The organism is Micromonospora sp. NBC_01392, from assembly GCF_045040125.1.
Lineage (GTDB): Bacteria > Actinomycetota > Actinomycetes > Mycobacteriales > Micromonosporaceae > Micromonospora.
Genome location: NZ_CP109549.1, coordinates 976,661 through 997,908 on the forward strand (window position 1 = coordinate 976,661; position 21,248 = coordinate 997,908).

Below are 21,248 nucleotides of genomic sequence, written 5' to 3' on the forward strand. Positions count from 1 at the left end.
TGCAGCGGAGCGGAGCCCCGCAGTCGCGAACGATTTCGGCCCGGTGAGCGCGAGGAGTGCAGCGGAGCGGAGCCCCGCAGTCGCGAACGATTTCGGCCCGGTGAGCGGTCGGTGATGTTCCGACGGGCGCCGGGGTGGCCGGCGGTGCTGGTGGACGGTCCGGTGGTGCTGCGGCCGTACCGGCGTTCCGACGCGGCGACCTGGTCGGCGATCCGGCGCGCGAACCGGGAGTGGCTGGCCCCGTGGGAGTCGCACGTGCCGGGCGGCTGGGACGCGACGAACTCGCCGGCCGCGTTCCGCCTGGTCCACGCCGACCAGCGGAGGTCGGCGCGGACCGGGGACGGCATGCCGTTCGCGGTCTGCCTGCGCGAGGACGGGCAGGAGCGGCTGGTCGGCCACCTCAACGTGGGCAGCATCGTGCGGCGGGCGTTCTGCTCCGGGTACGTGGGCTACTGGGTGGACTCACGGGTCGCCGGGCGGGGTGTGATCCCGACCGCTGTCGCGCTCGCCGTGGACCACGCGTTCGGCCCCGGTGGCCTGCACCGGATCGAGGTGAACATCCGGCCGGAGAACGTCCCGTCCCGGCGGGTGGTGGAGAAGCTCGGCTTCCGCGAGGAGGCCTACCACGTGCGGTACATGCACATCGACGGCGCCTGGCGGGACCACATCGGATACGCGATGACCGGCGAGGAAGTGGCCGCCGAGGGCGGTCTGCTGGCGCGGTGGCACCGCGTACGTGACAGCCGGCGCTGAGCCGTTCCGGCCGTGACGCCCGGCGCGGCGCACGGTGAAGCGGGTTGGCGGCCCGTAACCTCAAGTAACTGCAAGCTGTGGCAAGCGCTGCTGGCCCGCACGATGTGCGCCGTTAACGAGAGTCGACGGAAGAAGTTGCGGCCGTGTGGCGCTCGCCCCGAACTTGGTGACGGGAGGGGTGAGGGTGCCGACGTCGGTGCTCCTCGCCGTCCTCGCCGCCGCCGGTCTGCTCGCCCTCGCTCCGGCGCTGGTCCGCCGGTACGACGCCACCGAGCGGCTGGTGGCGGAGCGGGCGCAGTCGACGGCGCGGGTGCTTCAGCGCCAGCGTCGTCGACGCACCGTGCCCGGACGTCAGCCGGTACATCCGCCCCGTGCCCTTATCGTCACCTTGAGTGAGAACTCCGACACGGGCGGTCTGGCCCGTCCGGTCTCCGCGCCCCCCGTCCGGCGGCGCTCCGGCCGGCTCCGGCCCGTCTCGGCGGTCCCCGCGCAGTCCCGCCGACGGCACCCGACCCGCCGACGGCACACCCCGGCCGTCTACCGCCGACGCCGGGTGCTCGCCGCGCTGCTGCTGCTCAACCTGGTCGAACTGGTCGGCGTGATGCTGGTCGGGCCCGGGTTCTGGATCAGCGTCTCGGTCACCGGCGCGCTGCTCGTCGCGTACGTCGTACACCTGCGGCAGCGGGCCCTCGCCGAACGCCGGCGGCGGCGCGCGGACGCCCGGGAAGCGGCCTGGCTGGCCGCCCGCCAGGCCGAGGTGCGCCGCGAACAGGCCCGGCGCGCGGCGGCCCGGCGGGAGGCGCAGCGCCGGCTGGCCGCCCAGCGGGAGGCGGTCCGGCGTACCGCGATGGGCCTGGACCGGCCCGCGGACCTGCCGCCGGCCGCGAGCGGCGGCTCGGTGTCCTACCGGCGGGCGGGCGGCCTGCGTGGCCGCCCGTACCAGTCCGGCCGGGGCGCCTGACCGCGCCTGTCCTCGGGCGCTCGCCCCGCAGGGCGCTGCGTCGATCTTGGAGTTGTGGTGCCAGGGTTCGCCCCTTTGCGGGCTTATCAGAGGTGCCACAACTCCAAGATCGACGGGCTGGGCCGGGTGGGGCCTGGGGCCGGGCAGGGCGGTTCGCGTGGTGGGGGCGTGACCTGTTAGCCTTGTGCCGGCCCGCCCGGTGCAAGCCGGGTGGGACCTACGCTGGTCCGCCAGCGGAGGGGCTGTGGCGCAGACTGGTAGCGCACCTCGTTCGCATCGAGGGGGTCAGGGGTTCAAATCCCCTCAGCTCCACCCAATTCAAAGGCCGTTCTCCGCTCGTCGGAGACGGCCTTTTCTGCCGTCTCCGACGAGCCGCTACGTCGCCGGTCGTCCGCGGCGTCAGTCGAACAGCCGGTCGAGCGTTTCCTGTTCGAGGTCGCGCCAGCGCTGACAGTCCTTCAGCGCCTTGGCGATCTCCTTCTCGTCGAGGTGGTGGGCACCCTCCTCGCGGATGCACGCCACGCTGAACGGCCCGCCGACCGACGGCGAGGTCCGCTCCAGCGCCTCCAGCACGCGTACCACGCCCACCACGCCGTACTCGACGGTGCGCGTGGTCATCCGGAAGTGGGACAGCAGTGCGCCGGCTTGCTGGGCCATGGGCGCTCCGGAGCCGATGGCGTGGAAGCCCACGTCCTCGTAGCGGCCGATGAGCCCGTTGGGGTTGATCTCCACGACCCACGGCCCGCCCTGGCTGTAGCCGGCCGCGAGCAGGTACGCCGACACCCCGCCGCCGCTGCCCTCGCCGGGTACGTCCGGGATGTAGTTCTCATAGTGCTTCTTGAACACGGGCAGGACGCGCTCCTGCAACTCGTCGCCGATGTCGGGTGCTTCGAGGATGGCGGTGGCCGAGTCCTGGAGGAGGGGGCGCAGGTCGTTGAGTACTCCCCGCGCGCCGCTGCCGCCCCAGGCGGCGCAGGATCCCAGCGGGTGCAGCTTCTGGGCGGGGAAGCTCAGACCGCGGTCGCTCTCGGTGATCTGGGAGTCCGCACCGATCACCACCCCGTCGCTGCAGACAACGGCGAGCACGACGGTCATAAGGTCCTCCTGAGCAGGGGTACGGGGTTGGGCGCGAGGTACCCGGCATCCCGTCCACCTACACCCCGGCAGGTGTCGGCCCGTTCGGCTGACGATGACAGCGTCGTTTCTGTCCCTGGCCCCGATTCGCAACCGGCTGATTGTCGCCGCCGGTGGATTCTCCGCGTTACCCGCAGGCTGATTGACGTCGGACGAGCCTCCACCCGATCCGTCCACGGCCGGTTCGTGTCGAGAAGGCAGGTGCGCCTGCACCATTGACGCCAATGGTCGGCGGAAGTTCAGAGCGAGTGGGTGAGCGGCGAGGTTGCCGCAGACAGTTTGGGATGCCGATCCTGCGTCATCCCACTGCCTGCGGCAACCCCACCACATCGTTTATCGGTCGGTCCGACTAGATAAGGCGTGGCGGTGCCGTGGTGGCTTTCCGCGCGTCAATTCGTCGGTTCGGATCAGGTCTTGTCCCGCTGCTCCCCGCCGACAATCGCCGTGCAGCAGCCGGGGTTCGCCCAACCCTGCGCGGTAAGGTTCCAGACGATCGTCGTGTTCTCCGGGAAGTCGTAGTTGCAGGTCTTGGAGGTGCCCGCGCCGTTGCTGTTCACACACTGGCCGGTGCGGCTCCCCACCTGCCAGAAGGCGATTGCGGCCCGCCCGTCGCTCTCGTCGTCCCAGACGGTGAACTTGTCGCCGTAGCTGGTGAAGGTCGCGTGCGCGATCCGGTTCGGCCAAATTCCGTAGATGGTGTCGCCGGAGTCGGCGAGTGCGGGGGTCGCGGATGCGGCAACAAGTGCCACCACGGCACTGGCGGTGAATCCGATCCTTCGGGCTAGCTTCATGACGAACTCCGTTCCCGGGCACCGCATTCGGTGCCTTCATGGTTCGTTGAACACAACATCCGGGGAATCGGCACACCCGCCGCCCCCCAGCGATCTCCGCCGAGCATAGTCCACTGTGTCTACCCCCGTTCGGAAACGTCGATGGGTGATCGGTCGGTGACGCGGAGACTACGATAGGAGCGCTCCCAAACGCAGCTATCGGTAAAACCGCTAGAGTGCATGACAATCGCTGCTCTGGCCCTATTCGGACTGACTTATCGGGTGTCACCCGGCATGACAGGTGCAAATCCCGCGCAGTTCGACGGCCCGCCGTTGTCCTTTTCGGACTCGGGCCCGGGTCGGCCATACCGCCCACCGCCACGGGTGGCCGCTCTTGAGTCGGATAGCCGCTTGTCGGATCGCTTGAGGGCCCGAGTCCCCGGCACCAGACTTGAGCGGGTTTTCACGAGTCGATGGGGGACGCTGATGCGGGAAGGCATGTCCGACTACGAGGCCCGGGCCTGGTCCAGCCTGCTGGAGAGCGAGCGGAAGCGCCGCGACGGCGTGCGGGCGCGCATGGTCGGCCAGGTCGCGTCGCTCACCAGGCGTGCCGGCGAACAGATCAAGAAGATCCCCGGCGGGAGCCGGACCATGCAGCTCGGCGACGAGACCATCATGAAGGCGCTGGAGGGTGGCTTCCGGGCGATCTTCCTGCCGGCCCTGCGTTCGGCGTCGCTGACGAAGCGGGCCGAGCGGCTGCGCCGCGACCACCCGGATCTGGCCGCCGGCTCGCCGTTCGGCTTGCTCGACCTCAAGGACCTCGACAAGGGTCGGCCCGCGATGACGATCCCGTTCGTCGGGGTGATCGAATCCGGCCTCGCCTCGGTCGCGGTCACCGGCGCGACGGTCAGCACCACCGTCAGCGGCGGTACCACGGCGGGTGTCGCGGTCGCCGCGGTGGCGTCGGACGTGGTGATCTCGCTGGCGCTGCTCGGCCGGGCGGTGGCCGAGGTGGCGGTCCACTACGGCTACGACCCACGGGACCCCGAGGAGGAGTTGTTCCTGATGGGGGTCCTGAACTACAGCATGGCGTCGTCGTCCGCGAGCAAGACGGCAGCGCTCGCGAGCCTGTCGCGCCTCACCCAGCAGATGATGCGCCGCGCCACGTGGACCCAGTTGGGCCGGGACCCTCTCGTCCGGGTCATCCAGCAGATCTTCAAGCTGCTCGGGCTGCGGCTGGTCCGGACGCGGCTGGCGAACGTCGTGCCGATCGCCGGCGCGCTCGTCGCCGCCGGGCTCAGCTTCGCCATGCTCCAGTCGGCCATCGAGGACGCGACCCGGCTCTACCGCGCCCGCTACCTGGCGGAGAAGCACGGGCTGTCGTGGGAGGAGTGGATCACGAAGCCGGCGTCGGCGGCGGACGCGACGGAGCCCGCCCCGCAGGCGGACGCGACGGTGGTCGAGGTCGACGAGCTGCTCGACGACGTCACGTCCGTCGAGCAGGGCGACTCGTCCGTCGGGGAGGACGCCGACGACGTCCGGCCCGCCTCGGACGACCGGCTTAACGGTCCCCGCGCCTGACGGGTGGCGGTGGGCGTGGACACCGCCGTGAGCCGCACCGGCATGGGAATCCCGGCGGACCGATGAGTTTCCGGGCCGGCGGCTGTCGACCGGAGCATGACCACGCACACGCTCCAGACACCCGACGTCGACCTCGTCTACGACGTGCACGCCCCGAACACCACCACCGGCGGGCACCGGCCGCTGTTCATGATCGGCCAGCCGATGTGCGCCGACGGCTTCGCGGCGCTGGCCTCGTACTTCCCGGACCGGACCGTGATCACCTACGACCCGCGCGGGCTCGGCCGCAGCGTGCGCCGGGACGGCCGGACCGACTCCGTGCCCGAGACCCAGGCCGGCGACGTACGGGCCGTCGTCGACGCGCTCGGCACGGGCCCGGTCGACATGTTCGCCAGCAGCGGCGGCGCGGTGACCGCGCTCGCCCTCGTCGCGGCGTACCCGGACACGGTGGGCACGCTGGTGGCGCACGAGCCGCCGCTCGTCACGCTGCTGCCCGACGCGGACGCCGCCGCGCGGGCCACCGCGGCCTGCCAGGAGGCGTACCAGAAGAACGGCTGGGGTGCCGGGATGGCCGCGTTCGTGGCCATGACGTCGTGGCGCGGCGAGTTCACCGACGACTACTTCGCCCGGCCCCTGCCCGACCCGGCGGCGTTCGGGATGCCGGTCGAGGACGACGGCTCCCGGGACGACCCGTTGCTCTCCGACCGGTCCGTGGCGGTCACCAGTTTCCGGCCCGACGTCGACGCGCTCCGCGTGGCACCGACCCGGGTGGTCATCGCGGTGGGCGAGGAGTCGGCGGACACGTTCACCGGCCGTACGTCGGTGGCGACGGCCGAGCTGCTCGGCGGGCGGCCGGCGGTCTTCCCGAGCCACCACGGCGGCTTCGTCGGTGGGGAGGGCGGCTACGCCGGCCAGCCGGAGGCGTTCGCCCGCCGGCTGCGCGAGATCCTCGACGACCAGGGCTGACCGGCCGGCCCCGGCCTCCCGCCCGGCCACCGCGTCGCGGGCGTCGCCGGCGACCCGGTCACCGCGCTACGAGCGTCGCGGGCTCCGCGGCGACGCGGCACGGTGCTGGTGCGGTTGAACCGCCTCAGGCCCGGCGCAGCTCGGTGACCATGACCGGGTAGGGGCCGGCCGGCGTGTCGGGGCCGGCCTGGTCCGCCGGGACCACGTTCTCCATCACCAGCCGCAGCGTCGACGGGTCGGCGGCGTCCAGCGTGATCCGCCACCCCCACCCGCCGGCGTACTCCGCGGCCAGCTCGACCGCCGACGCCGCGCCCGTCGCGCCGGTGAGCGTCATCGCGGTGGGCTGCTGGTGCCACGAGTCGCCCCACCAGGCGGCCAGCGACCCCGGCTGCTCCCCGCTGGCGATCACGAGCAGGCCGTCCTGCGGGCCGTCGTCCGGATGCGCCCACGCGTACGCCACGGTGGTCAGGTGACCGCCGGCAGCGGTCGTCACGGTCAGCGTGGCCGGCGACTCGGCGAACGGATCGGCGGGCAACATCCGGAAACCGTTGGTGCCGGCCCAGGAACCGGTGGCGTCAGCGAGGATCACCGGCCCAGCATAGGGGCGCGGAAGCCCTCCCCCGCGCCCCTTGCGCCGGCACCCCGGCAGCAGCCGTCAGTCGTCGCAGCCCACCCCGTCGCCGTCCCGGTCCAGGTCGTAGATGTCGCTGCCGACGACCCGGACCGGGCCGTCGACGTACGCGGGACCGTTGCCGCTGCCGCCGGAGCAGTCCACGTCGCTCGCGACCGGTACGCAGGCCCCGCTGTAGTTCGGGTCGCACCTGCGCGCCGGCTTGGTGCCGACGGCGACCACCTGCGTCACCGGCTGCCTGCTGACCACGGACCGGATGAGCTTCCGGGCGGTCTGCACGCCGTCGGTGACCGTCACCCGGTAGGTCAGCGTGCGCACCCCGTTGACGCCGCGCGTGCGTACCTTCCTCGTGCCCTGCGGCAGGGTGGCGTCCTTGACGGTCCGGGTGGAGTAGGCGATCTTCGCGGTCGCGGTGACGGTAGTGGTCCGGACCTGGGGCGACGGCGGCGCGCTCGGGCTCGGGCTCGCCTCGGTCGGCGACGCGGCCGGGGACGGGACGGAGGTCGTCGGCGCGGCGACCGCCGCCGCCTCGACACCGGTCGTCGCGGAAGTGGCCGGCGCGGCCTTCTTCCCGGCCGGAGCCGAGGGGGAGTCGGGGCCGGCACCGATCGCCACGCCGCCGCAGCAGCAGAGCACCAGCACGCCCGAGGCCACGACCGCGACCTTCGCGCCGCTGGAGAGCCGGCGCCACCAGGACTGTCTCGGAGCGGGATACGCCGGGCGGGGACCCGGGACCTGCGGTGATGGGTTCGTCACGCACCACAGTCTGCTTGCGTACGCAACGATTGCCAGCGGTCAATCGGTGCGCTCCACATCGACGCTGCGGCAGCGTCCGGCGACGACGAGTCGCGGGATTCGGACAACCGGCGGGCCCCGGGGCACCCGTCGACCGGCCCCCCGGCCGGCAGACCGACGACGGCCACCCGATCGGCCCGCCGCACCGCCATAGATCTTGGTACGGGACCGCCCTCGCCGGGGCCGTTCTGTACCAAGATCTCGGTGCGGCGGGAACGGCTACAACGGTGGCAGCAGGGCGGTCAGGTCGGCGGCGTGCCGCAGCGTGTCGGCCAGCCGGCCGCGCAGCGCCTCGTCCAGCGGCACCGCGTCGGCCCGCCGCAGCAGCCCACGCGCAAACGCCGGCTCGTCCAGCAGCAGCGCCAGCTCGGCGCGGTAGACGAGCGCCTCGACGTGGACGGCCGGATCGTCGGCGGCGTCGGGCCGGGCCAGCGCGCCGTCGAGGATCCGGGCGGCCTGCTCGGGCAGCCCGCGCGAGTCGGCCTGCACCACCGCGTTCCGCAGTGCCCGGGCCAGCCCGGCCCGGTCGTCGTCCGCGTCCGGGGTGGCGGCCCGGGCCACGAACCGGATCCAGTTGCCGCCGGGGTCGACGATGCTGAACCCGGTGTGCCCGTCGGCGTTCCGCCGGAGCCGGGGGCGCGTCATCCGGGGCACGCCGGAGACCAGCACCTTGCCGTAGGCGGCCCGCAGGCCCGCCGCGAAGGCCCGGTGGATGCCGACCGGATCGTCCACCACGACCAGGCAACTGCCGTACGAGGTGGCCGGATCGAACTCCGGCATGCCGAAGAAGTGCAGGTTCAGATCCTCCCGGCGCAGCGCCAGGTACGGGTTGGGGCGCGCCTGCCGGTGCGTCACTTCGAAACCGAGGGCCCGGTAGAACGGCGCCACGTCGTCCAGGGAGCGGCACGGCAGCAGCGGGATGGTGGTCTCGTTCGCCATCCGTCGAGCCTGACGAACAGCGGGCGGCACGCGCACACGGAACGACCCGAACGGCTCGGCGGCACCGACCGAACGGCCCCCGGGGCCGGCCCTCGACGGGACCGGGCCCCGGGCGGGGTCACGCTCCGGTCAGGGCTTCCAGGACCCGGCGGTACGCAGGTGGTGCTCGTACTCGACGACGCCGTTGCGGTCCTTGACGTCGAAGATGAGCTGGCCGCTGCGCTTGGAACCGGCCGGCAGGTTGTTGCCGGAGGTCATCAGCTTGCCGCAGCCGGAGAACGCGCCGGCGATGCCGCTCTCCTCGGTGCCGTCCGCGCCCTTCCAGGTGAAGAAGAACGGGTTGATAGAGCCGGTGCCCTTGGTGACCTCGGCGGACACGTCGGCGATCAGGAACGTGCCGTTCTTCGGGGCGGACGCGTACTCCCGGCAGGCGGTGTCCTTGGTCCGGAAGTTGCCGACGGTGATCTCCACCGTGCCCTCGTCGTCGTTGACGATCAGCTTGTCGCCGGCGGGCATGTTGAACGTCTCGTCGTCGGTGGTGCCCGGCTGCGGCGTGGTGACGGACGGGTCACCGGTGGCCGGCGGGGGATCGATCGGGTTGCTGTAGCTGATGTCCGGGGTGGGCAGCGTGTCGATCGCTTCCTTGGTCTTCTTCGCGCCGCTGTAGAGCGCGAAGACGCCACCGCCGCAGCAGAGCAGCAGCAGGACCACCACCACGATGCCGACGGTGAGCCAGACGTTCCGGCCGGACTTCTTCGCCGGCGGCCCGAACGGCTGCCCCGGTGGCGGCGGGTACGGCCCGGTCGCCGGGTACGCCTCACCGCCCGGCGGCGGGTACTGCCCACCCGGCGGCGGGTACGGCGCGCCCGACGCGGGCGGATACGGCGGCTGCGCCCCGCCCGGCGGCGGGTATCCACCCGCCTGCGGGTAGCCGCCCGCCTGCGGGTACGCCCCAGCCGGTGGGTACGGCGCGCCCGACGTCGGTGGCGCCGGCGGGAACGCCTCGGTGGACGGTGGCGGCGGGAACGCCTGGGTCGACGGCGTCGGCGGATAGGCCTGGGTCGGCGGGGCCGGCGGGATCGCCTGGGTCGGTGGGGCCGGCGGGAACGCCTCGGTCGGCGGGGCCGGCGGGATCGCCTCGGTCGGCGGCTGGGGCGCGCCGGAGGTCGGCTGGGACGGGATCGCCTCGGTGGCCGGGGCCGGCGGGAACGCCTGGGTCGGCGGGGCCGGCGGCTGGGGCGGCCCGGAGACCGGCGGGTGGGGCGCGCCCGAGATGGGGGCCGTCGGCGCGTCCGAGGTCGGCGGCGGCGCCCAGGGGCTGCCGGACACCGGCGGCATCGGCGCGGTGGGGAACGCCTGCGTCGGCGGTTCCTGCGGCTGCTGGTCCGGGTCCTGTGACCCGGACGGAGGCTGAGGGTGGCTCACCGTACTCCTTGGGCACCTTCGGAGGAGATTTCAGTCGGGACGACGGTACAAGCCGGCTACAACGCCGCCGTCCGGCCCTCACCGACGTGCCAGGACGGCGGCGGTACGGATCAGGTCGTCGTCCACCGCGAACCGTCCGGTGATCGACGACGGCGGATCGGGCACCGGGGCGGCGGCGAGCCGGGCCGGCGCGATCTCGGCGCGGAACGTGCCCGCGTCGGGGTCGAGCGTGAGCCGGGCGTCCGGGAAGCCCAACCAGGTGCCGACGAGCGGGTACCAGACCTTGTAGACGGTCTCCTTCGCGCTGAACAGCACGGTCGGCCAGGGGAGCCCGGACGGCAGCCGGACCAGGTCCGCCTCCTCGTCGGGGCGGCACACCTTCCGGCGTACCCCCGGGGGGAGCGGGCGGTGCCGCTCGGCGTCGATGCCGACCGCGCGCACGTCGGTGGCGCGGGCGACGGCGGCGGCGCAGTAGCCCTGGGTGTGGGTGATCGCCCCGACGACGCCGGCCGGCCAGACCGGGGCGCGGTCCGCGCCGGTGGGCAGCGGCGTGACCGGCAGGCCGAGCGCGGCGAGCGCCCGGCGGGCGCACGTCCGGCCGGCGGTGAAGTCGCGTCGGCGGCGGGGCACCGCGCGGTCGCCCAGGCCGGCCCGCTCGGCCGGCAGCAGCGTGCCGGACCAGTCGGCCGGGCCGGCCACCGCCACCGCCACGGTGGACGGCAACAGGTCACGCACGTGCGTCAGTGGGTGACGGGGACACGCGGTGACCGTACCGTAACGGCGGAGCGCAGTGTGGCGCTGAAGGAACGTTGTGGGGGGAGGCAGCGTCGTCGACATCGATGGAAGGAGTGGCCGATGGCCCCCTGTGTGGAGGCGTCGGAACCACGGTCCGGCGAGCACGTCCCCGTGACGCCCGACTGGACCTGCGGCTCGTGCGGCGAAGACTGGCCCTGTGCCACCAAACGCCGGAACCTGCTGATCGAGTACCAGGTGGACCGGGCGTCGCTGAGCGTCTATCTCGGTTCCTGCCTGGCGGCAGCCACGCACGACCTGCGTGCCGCGCCGGTCACCGCGTTGCAGGACCGGTTCATCGGCTGGGTGCCGCGCGGTTCGCGTACGGTCTGAGTGTCGCGCTTCCGGTGGCCGCCGCGTCGGGTTCGCGGCGGCCACCGGTCGCGGTCTCAGCGGCGGCGGGGCCGCCGGGTGAGGGCGAAGCCGACCACGCCGGCCACGGCGGCGAGCACCCCACCCACGCTGGTCCACACCCAGCGCGAGCCGGCTTCGGGGAGCCAGCCGGTCAGGTCGGTCTCCTCCTCGGCGGCCGGCTCCGGCGTCGGCTCGGCGGTCAGGACCGTCCCGGCCCGCGTGTTCGGCACCAGTGGCGCCGCCAGTTCACCGTCGTCACCGGACGCGCCGTCGGAGTCGGTCGCGCCGGCCAGCAGGTCCACCTCGATCGGCAGGCCCAGGTCGGGCTCGGGCAGGTCGGTGACGGAGAGCCGGACGTAGTAGGTGCCGGGCAGCGGGTCGCCGGACCACGGCTCGGCCCACGGCCGCACCCGGCGCAGCGTGCAGCCGAGCGTCACGCCGGTCGCCGCCGCGTCCACGGTGGGGGTCTGCGCGCCGGCCGTGCACGCCTGCCGGCGACGCAGCCCGTCGAACACGTCGACCGTCCAGGTGGACGGGCCGGTGCGCGGCTTTCCGAAGGTGACCGTGACGCCGACCTCGTGCACCTGCCCGGCCTCGGCCCGGAACGACCAGTACAGGTGGTCGCCGGTCGAGGCGCCGACCCGTACCGGCTGGCCGGCGGTGATGGTCGTGGCGGTGAGGAACGAGGTGCCGGCCTTGGTCACGGTGGTCGCGCCCGGGGACGGGCTCGGCGCGGCGAGGGCGGCGCCGGGCGTGAGCGCGAGGCCGGCGGCGGCGGTCGCCGCGGCGACGCGGATGAGGGTACGCATCCTCAGTTCTCCCTCCAGGTGGCGACCCACCAGCGGGTGAGCAGCCCGGCGACCAGGCCGGTGACGAGACCGGCCAGGGTGAGCAGGAGCAGCAGGGCCCAGCCGCGGCCCAGGTCCGGCCCGTCCGGGGCGGGGGAGGCGGCGACCACGTCCACGGTCAGCTCCACCGGCATGCCCGGTTCGGCGCGGGTGCCGGCGCGGGGCGCGAACGAGTTGCTGACGACCAGGCAGACGGTCCGGGCCGTCGCCGTCGCGCTCGGGGTGGGCGTCGGGCCCGCCGCGTCCTCCTCCTCGGCGGCCGACCAGCGCAGGCCGGCCGAGACCACGTCGGTACGCCCGCTGCCGGCGTCGACGCCGCGCACCAGTTCCCGCCCGTCCGGCGCGGTGGCCCGCAGCAACACGCCGTAGTCCGGGTTCACCGGCCGGTCCAGCCCGATGCTGACCGAGGCGCGCAGCTCCTGCCCGGCGCGCACCGGCACCCGGTACCAGCGGTGCTCGGAGAACGCCTCCCGGTCGGTGTAGACGCCGGGCGCGAGCAGCGGGGCGTCCGCGCAGGCCGCCGTGCCGCCGACCACCGCCGGGGTGACCGTGTACGTGTCGCGGGCCCGGTCGACGAGTTGCTTGATCCGGCCGGTCAGCTCGTCGGCGCTCTGCGCCGCGGTGTAGGTGCCGCCGGTGGCGCCGGCGATGCAGAGCAACTGCCGGCGTACCTTCTCGTCGGGGGCGAGGCCGAGCGTGTCGACCACCAGCCGGGTGCCCTGCGCGGCCAGCTCGCGGGCCACCTCGCACGGGTCGGGCGGGGCGCAGGTGTCCTCGCCGTCGGTGATCAGCACGATCCGGCGGGCGGTGCTGCCGGTGCCCAGGTCCTGCGCGGCGGAGCGCAGCGCCAGCCCGACCGGGGTGAAACCGGTGGGGCGCAGCCCGGCGACGGCGGCCTTGGCCTGGGCCCGGTCCACCGGGCCGACCGGCACGATCTGCTGGGTGTCCCGGCAGCCCTGCTTCTTGTCCTTGCCCCGGTAGGTGGCGCCGAGCACCCGGATGCCGAGCTGCGTCTCGTCGGGCAGGCCGTCGACCACCTCGTTGAACGCCTGCTGGGCGACGCTGATCCGACTGCGCCCGTCGATGTCGCGGGCCCGCATCGAGCCGCTGACGTCGAGCACCAGCTCGACCTTGGGTGGTTCGGCGGCGGGTTCGGTGGTCTCGTCGTCGGCCCCGGCGGGGCTCGGACCGATCAGCGCGATCACCGCCAGCAGTCCCCACAGGACAGCCGTCGATCGTCTCTTGTTGATCACCGGGCGAGTGTAGTGAGATCCACAATGGAAGATCATCCGGGTGGTGGGGTGCGACCCGGTCGACGATGGTGTCGAACTCGTTATGTTCCCGGGGGATGACCCACCGTTAGCTGCCCGATGTAAACCTTTCGGGGGGTGGCGCGTTGGTCGGAAATCTGACTGAGCTGCACCCGTTGTGCGGTCGGCGCAGTGTGGTTAAGCTCTTTCTTGCGCGCCCCAATCGCCCGCTTCCCCCGTGGCAGGCGATCGGGGCGCGCTTTTTCTGCCCCAGGGCCGCTAAGCAGATCGGCGGCGTGGGCGCAAGCACATTTCGGCCCGGTGGAGAGGTCTCCACCGGGCCGTCGTGTGTTCAGCCGGGCTCAGATCCAGCGGCCGTCCAGCCACATCCGGGCGGACCAGTCCGCGTACGGCAGCAGCTTCCCCACGAAGATCGGATAGAAGTAGCCGAAACAGAGCGCGACCAGCAGCACGTAGGCGCCCGCGATGATGCCGCCGACCAGACGGCGGTCATTGGTCTGCTCCTCGCTCGGCGGCGCGGCCGTGCCGGTGACCGGTGCGGGGGTGACGATCGCGCCCAGCACGTAGACCACGGCGAGCACCAGGAACGGCACCGCCGGCGCGGCGTAGAACGAGAACATCGTCCGGCCGTCGAGCGCGAACCAGAACCAGGGCAGCAGCCCGGCGGCCGCGCTCAGCAGGATCGCCCCGGCCCGCCAGTCCCGCCGGGCCAGGCCCAGCCAGACGGTCGCGGCCAGCGCCGGCAGGAACGACCACCAGAGCAGCGGGGTGCCCAGCAGCAGCACCTCGGAGGCGCAGCTCGCCGCGCCGCAGTTGCCGTCACCGGACCAGGAGAACGCCACCGGCCGCCCCAGCAGCAGCCACTGCCACGGCCAGGACTGGTACTTGTGCGGGTCGTCGAGCTGGGTGTGGAAGCCGTACGCGGCCTTGTGGTATTCCCACAGGTTGATCAGCGCGCCGAACACGGGCGTGTCACTCAGGCCCTCGACGTTCGGATAGCGGGCGGCCAGGCGGTAGTAGCCCTCGTCGCTCAGCAGCCAACCCGACCAGGTGGCCACGTAGGTCACCACCATCAGCACGCCGGCCGCGAGCAGCCAGGGCAACTCGTCGAGGACGGCGTCCCGCCACGGGCGGCGGACCCCGGCCGATCGGCGGACGCCGACCTCCCAGAGCACCACCAGCAGCGCGAACGCCGGCACGAAGTAGAGCCCGCTCCACTTCACCGAGCAGGCGCCGCCGAGCAGCACGCCGGCGAGCAGCCGCCACCACGGCCAGTTCCGCCAGCCCGACGCCGGCCGGCCGGCGCGCCCCGGCGCCGTCGGGTCGAGCCCCGCCTCCAACGCCCGGGCCCAGCGTCGCCGCCGGGCGTCCCGGTCGAGCACCAGCGCGCCGAACGCGGCCAGCACGAACAACAGCAGGAAGATGTCGAGGATCGCGGTGCGGGACAGCACCAGGTGGAAACCGTCGAGCGCGAGCAGCAGGCCCGCCGCGCAGCCGAGCGTCGTGGAGCGGAACATCCGCCGGCCGATGCGCACCAGCAGCAGCACCGACAGCGTGCCGCAGACCGCCGCGCCGAACCGCCAGCCGAACTCCGGGGCGGTGGTCATCAGGTGCCCCGGCACCGAGATGTTGGTCTCGGCGTCCTGGTAGCCGAAGGCCCACTCGCCGAGCCCGATCAGCCACTTGCCCAGCGGCGGGTGGACCACGTACGACGGGCCGTTGTCCTTGTAGTTCCACTCGACGCCCCGGTCGATGAGCCCGTAGGCGTCCTTGGCGTAGTAGGTCTCGTCGAAGACCTTGCCGGCCGGGTGGCTGAGCCCGACGAAGCGCAGGATCGCGGCGATCGCCACCACCACGGCGGTGGCCAGCCACGCCTGCCCCCGGCCCAGATGGTCGTCGACGGTCGCGAGCCGACGCCGGACCGCGGCCGGGATGCCACCGCCGTCGTCGCCCGGTGAGCCGGCGGCCCGGTCGGTGGTGGAGGGCTCCTGTGCTGTCGAGGCACTCGTCACCCGGCGATCGTAGGCTGCGAGGGTGCCCGGTGGCGTCCATCGTCCCCGAAATTGGTACGACCATCGATGAAGGAGCGCACGTCGTGGGGGAAATGTCCGAGGTGGGACGGTTGGTGCTGCTCGGCGCGCCGCTGGGCAACCCGGCCGACGCGTCCACCCGGTTCCGCGAGGTGCTCGCCACCGCCGACGTGGTCGCCGCCGAGGACACCCGGCGGCTCACCCGGCTGGCCCGCGACCTCGACATCACCGTGCCCGGCCGGATCGTCTCCTACTTCGAGGGCAACGAGGAACGGCGCACCCCGGAGTTGGCCGAGGTGCTCACCGCCGGCTACACCGTCGCGCTGGTCACCGACGGCGGCATGCCGAGCGTCTCCGACCCCGGCTACCGGCTGGTCCGGGCCGCGCTGGAGGCCGGCGTCCCGGTCACCGCCGCCCCCGGCCCGAGCGCGGTCACCACCGCGCTGGCGCTGTCCGGGCTGCCCTGCGACCGGTTCTGCTTCGAGGGCTTCCTGCCCCGCACCCCCGGCGCCCGCCGCTCCCGGCTGCGCGCACTGGCCGGCGAGGAACGCACGCTGGTGCTCTTCGAGGCGACCCACCGGATCGCCGGGGCGCTTGTCGACCTGGCCGAGGCGTTCGGCCCGGACCGGCCCGCCGCGCTCTGCCGCGAGCTGACCAAGACCTATGAGGAAGTGGTCCGCCGGCCCCTGGGCGAGCTGGCCGAGTGGGCCGCCGCGGGGGACGTACGCGGCGAGATCACGCTGGTGGTGGCCGGTGCGCCGGCGACCCCGGCGGTCCGCCCCGACGACGACGCGCTGCGCGCCGCGGTGGCCGGGCGCGAGGCGGCCGGGGCGTCCCGGCGGGACGCGATCACCGAGGTCGCGACCGCGTACGGGCTGCGCCGCCGCGACGTCTACGCGGTCGTGCACCGCTGACGTGTAAGGAGGGGCCCCCTTTTAACACCTCGCGGTGAGAGGGGGCCCCTTCTCTACCGGAGGCGTTAACAAGGGGCCCCTCCTTCCACCTCACCAGGTGGCGGTGAGGAAGCCGATCAGGATCAGCAGGGGGCCGGCCACCGCCAGGCCGACCGCCCAGCGCCGCTGTCGCGGGTCCGCCAGTCGGGTCGCGCCGGTCCATCGGGCGATCCCGGCGGCGCAGGCCGCCACCAGGGCCAGTCCGAGCAGCCAGCGCAGGTGCCGCCCGACGCCGGAGTCCGCGTACGCGGTGGCGCCGCCCGGTCCGGTCATCCGGGCCGGCAACGTGCTGCCGGTGGCGGTGTGCCCGGCGGGCACGCCGCTGACCCGTACGCCCTGCGCCTGGAAGCGGTCGCCGTCGGCCTGGAAGATGCCCCGGCAGCGCTGGGTGAGTCCGCCGCCCGCGCACTCGGTGATCATCACGGTGCCGCCCGTCGAGTGCCCCACCGCCAGCCAGAACGGGCCGGCGCTCACCCAGGCGAAGAACGCGGCGAGCAGGCTCAGCGTCACCAGCACGGCGAGCCCGACGGGCGGGTTCGGCGGGTTGGCCGGGCGGGCCGGCGCCCGCCGGGCGCGGATCCGGACGGTCCGGCGGCGCGGCTCGTCGCGTAGCGGCGTGCCGTCCCAGTGCACCTCCTCGATCGGCGCCCAGCCGGTCGTCTCGTCGCCGGCCGGGGCCGACCACCGCTGCCAGCGCGGCTGCCGCACCGGCACCCGGCGCGGCACGGCGTCCACCGGCGCCCCGGTGGTCGGCTCCACCTCCACCGTCGGATCCACCGGGTCCACCCGGGGCTGCGGGGCGACCGGCGTGCCGCGCGGCGCGGCCCGGGCGGACGCGGACGGCTCGGGCGCCGCTGGTCTGCTGGTCACGCCGTTCATTCCACACCTGCGGCGCGGGCTCGCCGGGCAGCTCAGGCCGCGTGTCGGCGACAAATCGGGCGTACGCCGGGCCGGCCCGCCCTATTGGTTCGCGGGACGCCCACGGCAATCACTAGTCTTGACGCTCATGAGTCACGTTCTCGCCGCGGTCGCCTGGCCCTACGCCAACGGCCCGCGCCACATCGGCCACGTCTCCGGATTCGGCGTTCCCTCCGACGTCTTCGCCCGGTACATGCGGATGGCCGGTCACGACGTGCTCATGGTCTCCGGCACGGACGAGCACGGCACCCCGATCCAGGTGCAGGCCGATGCCGAGGGGGTCACCGCGCGAGAGCTGGCCGACCGCTACAACCGGGTGATCGCCGAGGACCTGCGGGCGCTCGGCCTGTCGTACGACCTGTTCACCCGCACCACCACCCGCAACCACTACGCGGTGGTGCAGGAGCTGTTCACCGGGCTGCACCGCAACGGCTACATCGTCCCGAAGGTCACCACCGGGGCGATCTCCCCGTCCACCGGCCGCACCCTGCCGGACCGCTACATCGAGGGCACCTGCCCGATCTGCGGCTACGACAGTGCCCGCGGCGACCAGTGCGACAACTGCGGCAACCAGCTCGACCCGATCGACCTGATCCACCCCAAGTCGAAGATCAACGGCGAGACGCCGGAGTTCGTGGAGACCGAGCACTTCTTCCTCGACCTGCCCGCCCTCGCCGACGCGCTGCGGCAGTGGCTGGACACCCGGGAGGGCTGGCGGCCCAACGTGCTGCGGTTCTCCCGGAACCTGCTCGACGACCTCCAGCCCCGGGCCATCACCCGGGACCTGGAATGGGGCGTGCCGATCCCGCTCGACGGCTGGCAGGACCGGAACGACAAGCGGATCTACGTCTGGTTCGACGCGGTGATCGGCTACCTGTCCGCGTCCATCGAGTGGGCCAGCCGCACCGGCGACCCGGAGGCGTGGCGGAAGTGGTGGTCGGCCGACGCCGAGGGGAAGGACGCGCTCGGCTACTACTTCATGGGCAAGGACAACATCGTCTTCCACTCGGTGATCTGGCCGGCGCTGCTCGGCGGCTACTCCGGCGAGGGCGCCCGCGACGGCGAGCCCGGCCGGCTGGGCCGGCTCAACCTGCCCACCGAGGTCGTCTCCAGCGAATACCTCACCATGGAGGGGCGGAAGTTCTCCTCCTCCCGCAAGGTCGTCATCTACGTCCGGGACTTCCTGGAGCGCTACGACGCCGACGCGCTGCGCTACTTCATCGCGGTGGCCGGCCCGGAGAGCAACGACACGGACTTCACCTGGGCGGAGTTCCTCCGGCGCAACAACGACGAGCTGGTCGCCGGCTGGGGCAACCTGGTCAACCGGTCCGTGTCGATGGCGGCGAAGAACTTCGGCGCGATCCCGCCGGTCGACCCGGCCGGGCTCACCGACGCCGACCGGGCGCTGCTCGACGTCGCGACGGCCGGCTTCGCCACCGTCGGCGACCTGATCGCCCGGCACCGGCAGAAGCAGGCCATCGGCGAGGCCATGAAGGTGGTCGCCGAGGCCAACAAGTACCTGTCCGAGCAGGCGCCCTGGAAGCTCAAGGGCGACGACGACAAACCGCGGATGGGCACCATCCTGCACGTCGCGCTCCAGGTGGTCAGCGACGCCAACACGCTGCTCACCCCGTTCCTGCCGCACTCCGCCCAGAAGATCCACGAGCTGCTCGGCGGCACCGGCACGCACGCGCCGATGCCGGTGATCGAGGAGGTCGACGACCTCGACGGCGGCCCGGCGTACCCGGTGCTGACCGGCGACTACACGGTCGGAACGCGCTGGGAGTCCGTACCCCTGGAGGTGGGCCGGCCGCTCGCGGCGCCCAAGCCGGTGTTCCGCAAGCTCGACCCGTCCATCGTCGACGAGGAACTGGCCCGCCTCGCCGGCTGACCACCGACGCGACAGCGGCCCCGGGGAGACCCCCGGGGCCGCCTGCCGTCCGGGGTCAGGCCCGGGCCATGCTCGGCTTGCCGATGAACTCCATGATCGCGTTGTTGACCTCGGTCGGATGCGTCCACGGGGTGCCGTGCGGCGCGCCCTTCAGCGTGACCAGCTTGGCGTCGGACAGCATGTTCACCAGCCGCTGACCCGTCTTCGGGTACGGCAGCACCATGTCCTTGTCGCCCTGGATGATCAGCACCGGGATCTTGATGTTCGGCAGGTCGCCGCGGAAGTCGGTCTGCCAGGCGTCCACCGAGTCGTGGGTGCCCTTCGCGGACGCCTGCGCGCCGATCTGCCAGTGCGCGTGGTACGCCTCGTCGCTGACCAGCTTGCCCTTGTTCTCGCTGGCGTTGAAGAACGCGTCGCAGAACTGCGTCAGGTAGGCGAACCGGTCCTGGATGATCGCCTGCTGGAACCCGTCGAACAGGCTCTTCTCGACGCCCTCCGGATTGTCGGCGGTCTTCAGCAGGAACGGCGCCAACGGGGCCATCACCACCGCCCGCGACACCCGGTCCGACCCGTACGCGCCCAGGTAGCGGGTGACCTCGCCGGTGCCCATCGAGTGCCCGACCAGGATCGCGTCCCGCAGGTCCAGCTCGGTCATCAGCACGTCCAGATCGGCGGCGAACGTGTCGTAGTCGTAGCCGAACGCCGGCTGCGCGGAACTGCCGAACCCGCGCCGGTCGTACGTGATCACCCGGTATCCGGCGGCGAGCAGCGGACCGCTCATCTTCTCCCAGGTCGCCCCGTTGAACGGGAAACCGTGGATCAGCACGATCGGCTGACCCAAACCGTGATCCTCGTAGTACAGGTCGATGGGTGCGGAGTTCTCCGTACCGACGGTGACGAAAGGCATGTCGGAATTCCCCCTCGCGTGGGTCTCGGACGCCCACGCCTTCCCGACCCGCCGCCGGCTATGCGTCGCGGCGCGGGTACGGCAGGTCCACCACCCGGTCCTCGGTCAGCTCGCCACCCGGCGCCCACACCTCGTAGACGCCCCGTTCGTGACACTGCGCCCCGGTCACCGCCACCGCGTCCGGATCCGGGCGACGCAGCCGCAACCGCAGCCAGCCCGCCTCCTCCCGCAGCACCAGACAGGGCACCCCGCGCCACACGGCCGTCCGCAGCCGCCGGGCCGCCGCGTCCACCGGATAGCGGGCCGCCCGGGTCATCGCCAGCACCCGGAACCCGCCGGGCTGGTCGGCCACCGCCTCGTACTCGGCGCCGGCGTACGCGCCGACCAGCCGGGTCGAGCGCGGCGCGTCGCCGGTCGGCACGTACTCCTGGTCGGCGGCGAGGCCGGGCACCGCGGCCAGCAGGTGCCGCCACTGCGGACCGGCCAGCCGCAACCAGCCGCGCTGCTCCGCCTGATAGGTGTAGAGCACCACCTCCACCCCCTCCGCCGGGTAGGCGAGCAGCGTGGCGTTGGCCGGCACCGGCAGGTCGGCGAAGTCCCGGGTGACGAACTCCGGGACGAGCTGCCCGTCGCTCGGCACGAACCCGGTGCCCAGCACCGGCGGCCCGATCCGGTCCCGGGGCGGCAGGGCGGTCAGCCCGCGGTGCGCCGGGCCGACCGGGACGTCGTAGTCGGCCGGGTCGGCGGCCCGCCACCGCAACGCGTACGCCACGTCGCCGCCCTCGGAGTCGCCGCGCAGCACCGCCAGCCCCGCCGGCGTCCGCAGGTGCGCCACGTCGTGCTCCCGGTAGCAGAAGCCGTGCGGCAACCAGCCCCGCACGTAACCGGCGAGCTGCCGGGCGGAGAGCACCTTCACCATCCGGGTGCCCGGCCGGATCACCGCCGACGCCCGCACCGCGGCCAGCGTCGGGTCGTCCGCCGCCGCCGGCCGCTGGCTGAGCTGGTGCACGTACGCCCAGCCCCGGTCCCGGTGCACCGGCATCAGCAGCGGCGAGTCGGGCTCCTCGGTCGGCTCGGCCGCCCCGTGCACCGCGTCCACCTCGGTCGCGTGCACGAACTTCCGCCAGGGCAGGCCGCCACCCGGCCGGGGACACCACTCGAAGCCGGGCACCTCGTCGGCGCTGAACAGCTCGTACGCCGCGCCCCGGGCGAGTTCCTCGGCCGGGTGCACGCGCCCGTCGTACGCCACGCGCAGCCCGGTCCGCTCGGAGGCGGCGCCGCCGGTACGGTCCGTGACGGTCATTTCCGGGACGCTAGGCCGGCCAGATG

20 protein-coding genes and 1 tRNA gene are annotated in these 21,248 nt (G+C 73.2%); 8 read left to right on the forward strand and 13 right to left on the reverse strand.

What is annotated here, in order from left to right; translation table 11 throughout:
* The first annotated feature begins 114 nt into the window (after positions 1–114).
* The 3 genes from OG767_RS04715 (at position 115) to OG767_RS04725 (ending at position 2,026) form a co-directional block, all read left to right on the forward strand.
* On the forward strand, positions 115–753 hold the full coding sequence (locus OG767_RS04715) for a GNAT family N-acetyltransferase (RefSeq protein WP_405094134.1): 639 nt from the start codon (positions 115–117) through the stop codon (positions 751–753).
* Positions 754–931: 178 nt separating this feature from the next.
* Positions 932–1,714, forward strand: a complete 783-nt coding sequence (locus tag OG767_RS04720; RefSeq protein WP_405092315.1) for a hypothetical protein — start codon at positions 932–934, stop codon at positions 1,712–1,714.
* A 238-nt stretch (positions 1,715–1,952) separates the two neighbouring features.
* A tRNA-Ala gene (locus OG767_RS04725) sits at positions 1,953–2,026 on the forward strand.
* Positions 2,027–2,113: 87 nt separating this feature from the next.
* Here OG767_RS04725 and OG767_RS04730 read toward each other — a convergent pair.
* Together OG767_RS04730 and OG767_RS04735 are read right to left on the reverse strand one after the other, a co-directional pair.
* Positions 2,114–2,809 (reverse strand): proteasome protein, encoded by a 696-nt coding sequence (locus OG767_RS04730; protein WP_107157124.1) that lies wholly within the window; start codon positions 2,807–2,809, stop codon positions 2,114–2,116.
* Between the two features lie 446 nt (positions 2,810–3,255).
* Complete coding sequence (locus OG767_RS04735) at positions 3,256–3,639, reverse strand: hypothetical protein (protein WP_405092316.1); 384 nt, start codon at positions 3,637–3,639, stop codon at positions 3,256–3,258.
* Positions 3,640–4,116: 477 nt separating this feature from the next.
* On the opposite strand from OG767_RS04735, the gene OG767_RS04740 reads away from it, so the two are divergent.
* Both OG767_RS04740 and OG767_RS04745 read left to right on the forward strand, forming a co-directional pair.
* Positions 4,117–5,199, forward strand: coding sequence for an EcsC family protein (locus tag OG767_RS04740; RefSeq protein ID WP_405092317.1), 1,083 nt, complete (start codon positions 4,117–4,119; stop codon positions 5,197–5,199).
* A gap of 96 nt (positions 5,200–5,295) precedes the next feature.
* On the forward strand, positions 5,296–6,165 hold the full coding sequence (locus tag OG767_RS04745; RefSeq protein ID WP_405092318.1) for an alpha/beta fold hydrolase: 870 nt from the start codon (positions 5,296–5,298) through the stop codon (positions 6,163–6,165).
* Between the two features lie 124 nt (positions 6,166–6,289).
* Here the strand turns inward: OG767_RS04745 and OG767_RS04750 are convergent, their stop codons facing one another.
* From OG767_RS04750 to OG767_RS04770, 5 genes are all read right to left on the reverse strand, one after another.
* Entirely contained in the window at positions 6,290–6,754 is a 465-nt protein-coding gene (locus OG767_RS04750) for a hypothetical protein (protein WP_405092319.1), read from the reverse strand.
* Between the two features lie 66 nt (positions 6,755–6,820).
* Positions 6,821–7,552: a G5 domain-containing protein gene (locus OG767_RS04755; protein ID WP_405092320.1), complete on the reverse strand. Its 732-nt coding sequence runs from the start codon at positions 7,550–7,552 to the stop codon at positions 6,821–6,823.
* 258 nt (positions 7,553–7,810) lie between these two features.
* Complete coding sequence (locus OG767_RS04760) at positions 7,811–8,530, reverse strand: VOC family protein (protein ID WP_405092321.1); 720 nt, start codon at positions 8,528–8,530, stop codon at positions 7,811–7,813.
* A gap of 129 nt (positions 8,531–8,659) precedes the next feature.
* Positions 8,660–9,955 (reverse strand): hypothetical protein, encoded by a 1,296-nt coding sequence (locus tag OG767_RS04765; protein WP_405092322.1) that lies wholly within the window; start codon positions 9,953–9,955, stop codon positions 8,660–8,662.
* Between the two features lie 78 nt (positions 9,956–10,033).
* On the reverse strand, positions 10,034–10,690 hold the full coding sequence (locus OG767_RS04770) for a 4'-phosphopantetheinyl transferase (RefSeq protein ID WP_405092323.1): 657 nt from the start codon (positions 10,688–10,690) through the stop codon (positions 10,034–10,036).
* 120 nt (positions 10,691–10,810) lie between these two features.
* On the opposite strand from OG767_RS04770, the gene OG767_RS04775 reads away from it, so the two are divergent.
* The gene (locus OG767_RS04775) at positions 10,811–11,080 is read left to right on the forward strand and encodes a hypothetical protein (RefSeq protein ID WP_107157130.1); all 270 of its coding nucleotides are present in this window, start codon (positions 10,811–10,813) and stop codon (positions 11,078–11,080) included.
* Between the two features lie 56 nt (positions 11,081–11,136).
* Here OG767_RS04775 and OG767_RS04780 read toward each other — a convergent pair whose 3' ends face one another.
* From OG767_RS04780 to OG767_RS04790, 3 genes are all read right to left on the reverse strand, one after another.
* On the reverse strand, positions 11,137–11,910 hold the full coding sequence (locus tag OG767_RS04780) for a peptidase (RefSeq protein ID WP_405092324.1): 774 nt from the start codon (positions 11,908–11,910) through the stop codon (positions 11,137–11,139).
* 2 nt (positions 11,911–11,912) lie between these two features.
* Positions 11,913–13,202, reverse strand: coding sequence for a VWA domain-containing protein (locus OG767_RS04785; RefSeq protein WP_405092325.1), 1,290 nt, complete (start codon positions 13,200–13,202; stop codon positions 11,913–11,915).
* A gap of 359 nt (positions 13,203–13,561) precedes the next feature.
* Complete coding sequence (locus OG767_RS04790; RefSeq protein ID WP_405092326.1) at positions 13,562–15,232, reverse strand: dolichyl-phosphate-mannose--protein mannosyltransferase; 1,671 nt, start codon at positions 15,230–15,232, stop codon at positions 13,562–13,564.
* 92 nt (positions 15,233–15,324) lie between these two features.
* On the opposite strand from OG767_RS04790, the gene rsmI reads away from it, so the two are divergent.
* On the forward strand, positions 15,325–16,164 hold the full coding sequence (gene rsmI, locus OG767_RS04795) for a 16S rRNA (cytidine(1402)-2'-O)-methyltransferase (protein WP_405094135.1): 840 nt from the start codon (positions 15,325–15,327) through the stop codon (positions 16,162–16,164).
* Positions 16,165–16,254: 90 nt separating this feature from the next.
* On the opposite strand, the gene OG767_RS04800 is transcribed toward rsmI, so the two are convergent.
* Positions 16,255–17,082: a hypothetical protein gene (locus OG767_RS04800; RefSeq protein WP_405092327.1), complete on the reverse strand. Its 828-nt coding sequence runs from the start codon at positions 17,080–17,082 to the stop codon at positions 16,255–16,257.
* Positions 17,083–17,209: 127 nt separating this feature from the next.
* Between OG767_RS04800 and metG the strand changes: the two genes are divergently transcribed.
* A complete protein-coding gene (metG, locus tag OG767_RS04805) occupies positions 17,210–19,012 on the forward strand; it encodes a methionine--tRNA ligase (protein ID WP_405092328.1) in 1,803 nt (600 codons plus the stop codon).
* A gap of 55 nt (positions 19,013–19,067) precedes the next feature.
* Here the strand turns inward: metG and OG767_RS04810 are convergent, their stop codons facing one another.
* Positions 19,068–19,919, reverse strand: coding sequence for an alpha/beta fold hydrolase (locus tag OG767_RS04810; protein ID WP_405092329.1), 852 nt, complete (start codon positions 19,917–19,919; stop codon positions 19,068–19,070).
* Positions 19,920–19,977: 58 nt separating this feature from the next.
* Positions 19,978–21,222 (reverse strand): hypothetical protein, encoded by a 1,245-nt coding sequence (locus OG767_RS04815; RefSeq protein WP_405092330.1) that lies wholly within the window; start codon positions 21,220–21,222, stop codon positions 19,978–19,980.
* Between the last annotated feature and the right edge of the window lie 26 nt (positions 21,223–21,248).

Excerpts from the sequence above, each read along its gene's own strand:
- OG767_RS04735 (WP_405092316.1), bottom strand. The coding sequence starts at position 3,639 with ATGAAGCTAGCCCGAAGGATCGGATTCACCGCCAGTGCCGTGGTGGCA.
- OG767_RS04760 (WP_405092321.1), bottom strand. The coding sequence starts at position 8,530 with ATGGCGAACGAGACCACCATCCCGCTGCTGCCGTGCCGCTCCCTGGAC.
- OG767_RS04815 (WP_405092330.1), bottom strand. The coding sequence starts at position 21,222 with ATGACCGTCACGGACCGTACCGGCGGCGCCGCCTCCGAGCGGACCGGG.
- OG767_RS04715 (WP_405094134.1), top strand. The coding sequence starts at position 115 with ATGTTCCGACGGGCGCCGGGGTGGCCGGCGGTGCTGGTGGACGGTCCG.
- OG767_RS04810 (WP_405092329.1), bottom strand. The coding sequence starts at position 19,919 with ATGCCTTTCGTCACCGTCGGTACGGAGAACTCCGCACCCATCGACCTG.
- OG767_RS04780 (WP_405092324.1), bottom strand. The coding sequence starts at position 11,910 with ATGCGTACCCTCATCCGCGTCGCCGCGGCGACCGCCGCCGCCGGCCTC.
- OG767_RS04745 (WP_405092318.1), top strand. The coding sequence starts at position 5,296 with ATGACCACGCACACGCTCCAGACACCCGACGTCGACCTCGTCTACGAC.
- OG767_RS04800 (WP_405092327.1), bottom strand. The coding sequence starts at position 17,082 with ATGAACGGCGTGACCAGCAGACCAGCGGCGCCCGAGCCGTCCGCGTCC.
- rsmI (WP_405094135.1), top strand. The coding sequence starts at position 15,325 with ATGTCCGAGGTGGGACGGTTGGTGCTGCTCGGCGCGCCGCTGGGCAAC.
- OG767_RS04730 (WP_107157124.1), bottom strand. The coding sequence starts at position 2,809 with ATGACCGTCGTGCTCGCCGTTGTCTGCAGCGACGGGGTGGTGATCGGT.
- OG767_RS04775 (WP_107157130.1), top strand. The coding sequence starts at position 10,811 with ATGGCCCCCTGTGTGGAGGCGTCGGAACCACGGTCCGGCGAGCACGTC.
- metG (WP_405092328.1), top strand. The coding sequence starts at position 17,210 with ATGAGTCACGTTCTCGCCGCGGTCGCCTGGCCCTACGCCAACGGCCCG.
- OG767_RS04740 (WP_405092317.1), top strand. The coding sequence starts at position 4,117 with ATGTCCGACTACGAGGCCCGGGCCTGGTCCAGCCTGCTGGAGAGCGAG.